Genomic DNA, 5605 nt, shown 5'->3' on the forward strand with positions numbered 1-5605 from the left:
TCCTGCGGCCGTGTCGGCGTGCCGTGCTTGGCGATCAGTTCGGGGGAGGCGCAGAGCTTTATCGAAAACGGCGCCAGACGCCTGGCGATCAGCGACGAGTTCTCCAGCCGCGAGATGCGCACCGCAAGGTCGAAGCCTTCCTCGACCAGATCGACGAAGCGGTCGTCGAGCTGGATGTCGAGCACGATGTCGGGATGCTGCTTGGCGAAGTCGATCAGCGACTGGCCGATCGGCGCGTCGGCGAAGGTGCGCGGCGCCGACAGCTTGATCCGGCCGCGCACGTCGCCGGAGGATTCGCGCACCGCGTCGGCCAGGCTGTCGACCTCGCGCACGATCTCCGAGGCGCGCCGGTAATAGGTGTGGCCGGCCTCGGTCATCGAGAACTGGCGCGTGGTGCGGTTGAGCAGCAAAGCGCCGAGTTCGTCCTCCAACTCGCGCACATATTTCGACAGCAAGGCCTTGGAGCGGCCGATCTTGCGCGCCGCCGCCGAAAAGCCCTCGGCCTCGACCACGTCGATGAAGGCACGCATGCGCGTCAGTGTGTCCATGGTCAGGCCTTTCGTGCCGCGTCGAGAAGTTTCCGGCCGAGCCGTATCAGGGCAATGTCGCTGCCGGAAGGGCCAAGCAGCGACAGGCGGAACGGGGCGCCGGCGACCGAGCCGATGGGCAGTGTGATCTGTGGAAAACCGGACAGGCCGGCCAGGCACAGAAGCTGGAGCGCCCGTTCGCGATAGGCCTGGAACTGCTCCGGCGTGCTGTCCACGTAAGGCGCCGGACCAGGCACCGTCGGCAAGACAAGGAAGCCGTCCTTGCCGAGCAGGGCGCTCAGTTCGCCGCGAAAGGTCAGACGCCGCACCTTCTCGGCCTGGGCTGTCTTGTCGTCGACGGCGCGGCCGAAGCCGAAACGCTCCTCGACGCCGGGGCCGAGGCCGCGCTCGCCGCTGGTGATCCATTCGCCATGCACCGCCCAGGCCTCCCTGGCCTGCAGCCGGCGAAAGCACCAGTAAAGTTCATCGGGAGATGAGGAGAAGCGGATTGCCGGCGTCGCCGGCGCGCCGAAAACCGCGCCCGCACGCCCCTTCATTCCGGCATATTCGGCCAGCGCCGGGCGGGCGACCAGCCCGTCCAGCCAATCCAGCGCCAGCGGCCGGTCCAACACGTGCTGGTGCGGATCGCGGCCGAGCAGCAGCTTGCCGACGGTCTCGTAGGTCTCGATGTCGTCGGCGAACCAGCCGAACGTGTCGAGGCTCGGCGCCAGCTTCATCGTGCCGTCGAGCGAAATGCGGCCATGCGTGGTGCGTAGCCCGATCAGTCCGCAAAAGCTCGCCGGCGCGCGGATCGAGCCGCCGGTGTCGGAACCAGTGGCGATATCGGCCAGCCTGCCCGCCACCGCCGCCGCCGACCCCGATGAGGAGCCGCCGGTGACGCGGTCGGGTGCCGCCGGGTTCACCGGAAACGAGAAATGCGCATTCTGACCGAACAGCGCGAAGGCGAGCTCGTCGGTCTGCGTCTTGCCGACGAAGCGTGCGCCGGCATCGAGGATCATCTGCACGGCGGGTGCGGTGCGCGAGGCTGCGTGGCTTTCGGCGAATTTTTGCAAATTGCCGCAACCGGTGCGGTAGCCGGCGACGTCGTATATGTCCTTGACGGCCAGCCGCAGGCCGGCCAGCGGGCCGAGCTGGGCATGTGCCACGGGCATCTGGCGAAGATCGAGAAAGGCGTTGAGAGGGCCGTGCGTGCCTGTCATCGTTCGATATCCGGATACGGTTGCCGCAACATTGTTCGACGCCAGAAATTTTACAACCTGCGATACGATTTTTATTGATTGTGAAAGTCTTCGCCCTTATATCGCGCTTGCCCAAAGTCGCACGTGCCTGTGGGTGTCCGCCGATCCTCGAATGGTGAGGGAAATCGGTAAGGTAACTGGAGCCAACCCCTCCAGTCGGTCTAGCGGCCAACCGCCAGCCCGAGGACACCTTGAAGCAACGACGGTGCGGGCCTTTCTGGTGTTCTGCCGGTTGTCCAAAAACCGGGGTTACTGAAGAGGCACACCTTCATTGCCGGCAGTGCGGACGGGTCTCCCATCCAAGCCAAGGCAGACAAAGCGAACCGAGGCCGGGCAAGGCCAAGGTTCACCGCCGCGAGACGGCGCTTCATGGTTCCGGGGTCTCCACCGGCTGGTTCCATGGATTTCCGTCCCGCCTTTGTCCACCGCGAGTTCGCGAGGCCGACAGCCCGCGTCCCGCAGCCTTATTGCGCGCCGAAAGGCGCTGATGGAGAGACCCCGATGGCCACCCAGCGCATCCTTGACTTCCTCGCCACCCGACGTCCGACCGGCCCCTGCCTCGTCGTCGACCTCGATGTCGTGCGCGACAATTTCCGCGCCTTCGAGAAGGCGCTGCCCGATTCCAGGATCTACTATGCGGTGAAAGCAAACCCGGCGCCGGAAATCCTGCGCCTGCTTGCTGCGATGGGCTCGTCCTTCGACACCGCTTCCGTTGCCGAAGTCGAGATGGCGATGGACGCTGGTGCACCGGCGGACCGCATCTCCTTCGGCAACACCATCAAGAAGGAGCGTGACATCGCACGCGCCTACCAGCTCGGCATCCGCCTGTTCGCCGTCGATTGCGTCGAAGAGGTCGAGAAGATCGCCCGCGTCGCGCCCGGTGCGCGCGTGTTCTGCCGCGTGCTGACCGATGGCGAGGGCGCCGAGTGGCCGCTGTCGCGCAAGTTCGGCTGCGTGCCGGCGATGGCCGTCGACGTGCTGCGCCATGCCAAGGGGCTCGGCCTCGACGCCTATGGCGTGTCGTTCCATGTCGGCTCGCAGCAGACCGACCTGACCGCCTGGGACCGCGCGCTGGCCGACGCCAAGGTGGTGTTCGCGACGCTCGCCGAGGAAGGCATCGTCTTGAAGATGGTCAATATGGGCGGTGGTTTCCCGACGCGCTATCTGCGTGACGTGCCGGCCGCCCAGGCCTATGGCCAGGCGATCTTCTCGGCGCTGCGCAAGCATTTCGGCAATGCCATTCCGGAGACCATCATCGAGCCGGGCCGTGGCATGGTCGGCAATGCCGGCGTCATCAAGTCGGAAGTCGTGCTGATCTCGAAGAAGGCCGCCAACGACAATGTGCGCTGGGTGTTCCTCGACATCGGCAAGTTCGGCGGCCTGGCCGAGACGATGGACGAGGCGATCCGCTACCCGATCGTCACCGCGCATGACGGCACGGAGACCGCACCTTGCGTGCTCGCCGGCCCGACCTGCGATTCGGCCGACGTGATGTACGAGAAGACGCCCTATCTGCTGCCTTTGTCGCTGACCATCGGCGACGAGGTGCTGATCGAAGGCACCGGCGCCTACACGACCACCTACTCGGCGGTCGCCTTCAACGGCTTCGAGCCTCTCCGATCCTACGTGATCTGACGGCGCTTGCTCAGCGCATTTTCGAACGGCGAACCGGACACAACTTCGCCTGAAAATGCGCTGAGAGAGCCGATCAGATCATCCCAGGTGGGCGACTTTCGTCCACCCGGGCTCGCCTGTGGAACAGATCTCCGCTCGCCAGGGATTACGGAAATGGAAATGCCAGTTGAAATTGGGGGCCACGCACCGGCCTTTGTGATGGTTGCCGAAACCGCCGCCGATGTTGCGGCGCGCGAGGCGTTGCTCGATCGGGCGATGGGGCCGAAGCGCAGGAAAAAGTCGTCGGAGAAGCTGCGGCGTGGCCGGCGGCCCTCGGAAGGCTTGGCCTTCGTCGCCCGCGATGGCTCGGGCGGCGTCGCCGGCACCGTGCGGCTGTGGGACGTCAGGCTGGGCGAGGGCGGTGCGGCTGCGCTGCTGCTTGGCCCGCTTGCCGTCGATCCGTCGCTCAAGAACGCCGGCATCGGCTCGGCCCTGATGCGCCATGCCATCGCCGAGGCGGCACGTCTTGGCCATGCCGCGATCCTTCTGGTCGGCGATGCGCCCTATTACGCGCGCTTCGGCTTCTCGGCCGAGAAGACCGGTTCACTTGCCATGCCGGGACCCTATGAGCGGCACCGCCTGCTGGCGCTGGAACTGGTGGAAGGCGCGCTTGACGGCGTGCACGGCACGCTGAGGGCGGCCGGCCGCAAGCTGAAGGCGCAGGAATTGACATCGGCGGCCTGAGATACGAAGCCGCCAGCATTTCATGCAAAAACGCCGCCCGAAAAGGCGGCGTTTTTTCGCGATTGGTGGGCGCCACCTTGGGCGCCTGAATGCCTTCAGCCGATCAGTTGGCTGAGCGCCATGGCAACGGTCATGTCGCCTTCGACCTTTATCTTGCCGGTCATGAACGCCATTGTCGGGTTCAGGTCGCCAGCGATCAGCGAATCGAGATCGTCGAGCGAGAGCTTGATGGTGCAGTCGGTGGGTGCATCAGTGTTCGAGACGGTTGCGCCGTCGATGACGATGACGCCGTCGCTGCCGGTGTCGAATTTCACGGAACGATCGAACCCGCTGCTGGCTACGCGCGACTTGATCTTCTCGGCAATCTCCTGAACGCTCACGCTGTTCTCCTTGTCTGGTTGCATCTGTCTCGCAACGGCGCTTCGATCCAGCCGAAGCCCGTGCCGCGGTTTCGCGATCACGGTCGCTGCCGCATATAGCTTTGGGTTGACGTTTACGTCAACGCGAATTCAGGCGGTTGGTTCCTGCCGTGGCGGCAGGCGAGCCTGGAGGAGGCCGGGAATGCGAGCCCGGCAACTCAGTGTTCCTTGAACGCCTTGGTCATTTCGCTCGCCGTCTCGCTTTTCTTGCGGCGCAGCCAGTTGTCGCGGATTTCGTCCTTCGACAGGAAATTGACCTGGTCGATCAGAACCTCATGCACCAAAGGCGCCCCGACACGCGTGTTGACGGTATCGCGGATGGCGGCGCGGAAGGCATCGAGATCGATCGTCGCCTTGTTGGTGAAGTCGATCTGCGGATTGGAATAGAGGTAGGAATAGACCTGGTCGGTGATCAGCGCTTCGGCGGGAATGGACAGTTTCTTGATCTGCTCGGGTTCGACCGTGTAGACAAGCTTGGTCAGGAAATAGCCGCCGATCTCGGAGTCGCGGATCAGCGGCACCGAAATGATGTCGGTCTTGACGTAGTCGAGGCCGCCCAGCATCGGCTTCGGCGTTTCGCCGACACCGCGCTCGCCGGCCGCCTGGAAAGAATAGAACACGGCGCCCAGCGTTGCGGCGCAGATCCAGACGGCGATGGCGATGACCTTGATCATCGAGCCTTGTCAGTCCCTTGGTCAGTCCCTTGCAATGGCAACGCGGCACGGCGCCGTTGCCGAGGCAGGATCTCCGACGTGTCGCCTGTGTTCGCCATCACGCCTTTATCCAGCCGAACTCGCCGGCGGAATAGGTGCCGTCGGTCTCGGCGCGCTGGATGGCGTGCCGCAGCAGGCTGGCGACTTCGTTGACCGCGCTGAGATGCGCCAGGATCGCCGCTTCGTTCTTCGCCAGCTTCTGGCGCAGCCGGGTCAGGCCCTCGCGGTGCTGCTCGAGGAATTCGGCTTCGCTGCCGCCCTTCATGGCGCGGGTCAACTCGTAGAGGTAGCGGCTCTTGCGGGCGTTCGATGCCTTGAGATCATAGTTG

Annotated in this window: 6 protein-coding genes and 1 pseudogene; 2 read left to right on the forward strand and 5 right to left on the reverse strand. The window is 64.7% G+C overall.

Features of this window, described 5'->3' with window-relative positions; genetic code table 11:
* Positions 1-548 (reverse strand): LysR family transcriptional regulator (locus EN914_RS22100; protein WP_164778844.1); only part of this gene is annotated, 548 nt, incomplete at its 3' end.
* Between the two features lie 2 nt (positions 549-550).
* Complete coding sequence (locus EN914_RS22105) at positions 551-1747, reverse strand: amidase (RefSeq protein ID WP_127389257.1); 1197 nt, start codon at positions 1745-1747, stop codon at positions 551-553.
* 540 nt (positions 1748-2287) lie between these two features.
* On the opposite strand from EN914_RS22105, the gene odc2 reads away from it, so the two are divergent.
* On the forward strand, positions 2288-3421 hold the full coding sequence (gene odc2, locus EN914_RS22110; protein WP_024502712.1) for an ornithine/lysine decarboxylase: 1134 nt from the start codon (positions 2288-2290) through the stop codon (positions 3419-3421).
* A gap of 153 nt (positions 3422-3574) precedes the next feature.
* The gene (locus tag EN914_RS22115) at positions 3575-4144 is read left to right on the forward strand and encodes a GNAT family N-acetyltransferase (protein WP_024502711.1); all 570 of its coding nucleotides are present in this window, start codon (positions 3575-3577) and stop codon (positions 4142-4144) included.
* Positions 4145-4239: 95 nt separating this feature from the next.
* Here the strand turns inward: EN914_RS22115 and EN914_RS22120 are convergent, their stop codons facing one another.
* From EN914_RS22120 to EN914_RS22130, 3 genes and pseudogenes are all read right to left on the reverse strand, one after another.
* Complete coding sequence (locus EN914_RS22120; protein WP_013529756.1) at positions 4240-4524, reverse strand: SCP2 sterol-binding domain-containing protein; 285 nt, start codon at positions 4522-4524, stop codon at positions 4240-4242.
* A 197-nt stretch (positions 4525-4721) separates the two neighbouring features.
* The gene (locus EN914_RS22125) at positions 4722-5237 is read right to left on the reverse strand and encodes a hypothetical protein (RefSeq protein ID WP_013529757.1); all 516 of its coding nucleotides are present in this window, start codon (positions 5235-5237) and stop codon (positions 4722-4724) included.
* 97 nt (positions 5238-5334) lie between these two features.
* Positions 5335-5605: pseudogene (locus tag EN914_RS22130) on the reverse strand (hypothetical protein); the annotation flags it as partial.

This window comes from Mesorhizobium sp. M7A.F.Ca.CA.001.08.2.1 (assembly GCF_003998455.1).
GTDB lineage: Bacteria > Pseudomonadota > Alphaproteobacteria > Rhizobiales > Rhizobiaceae > Mesorhizobium > Mesorhizobium ciceri.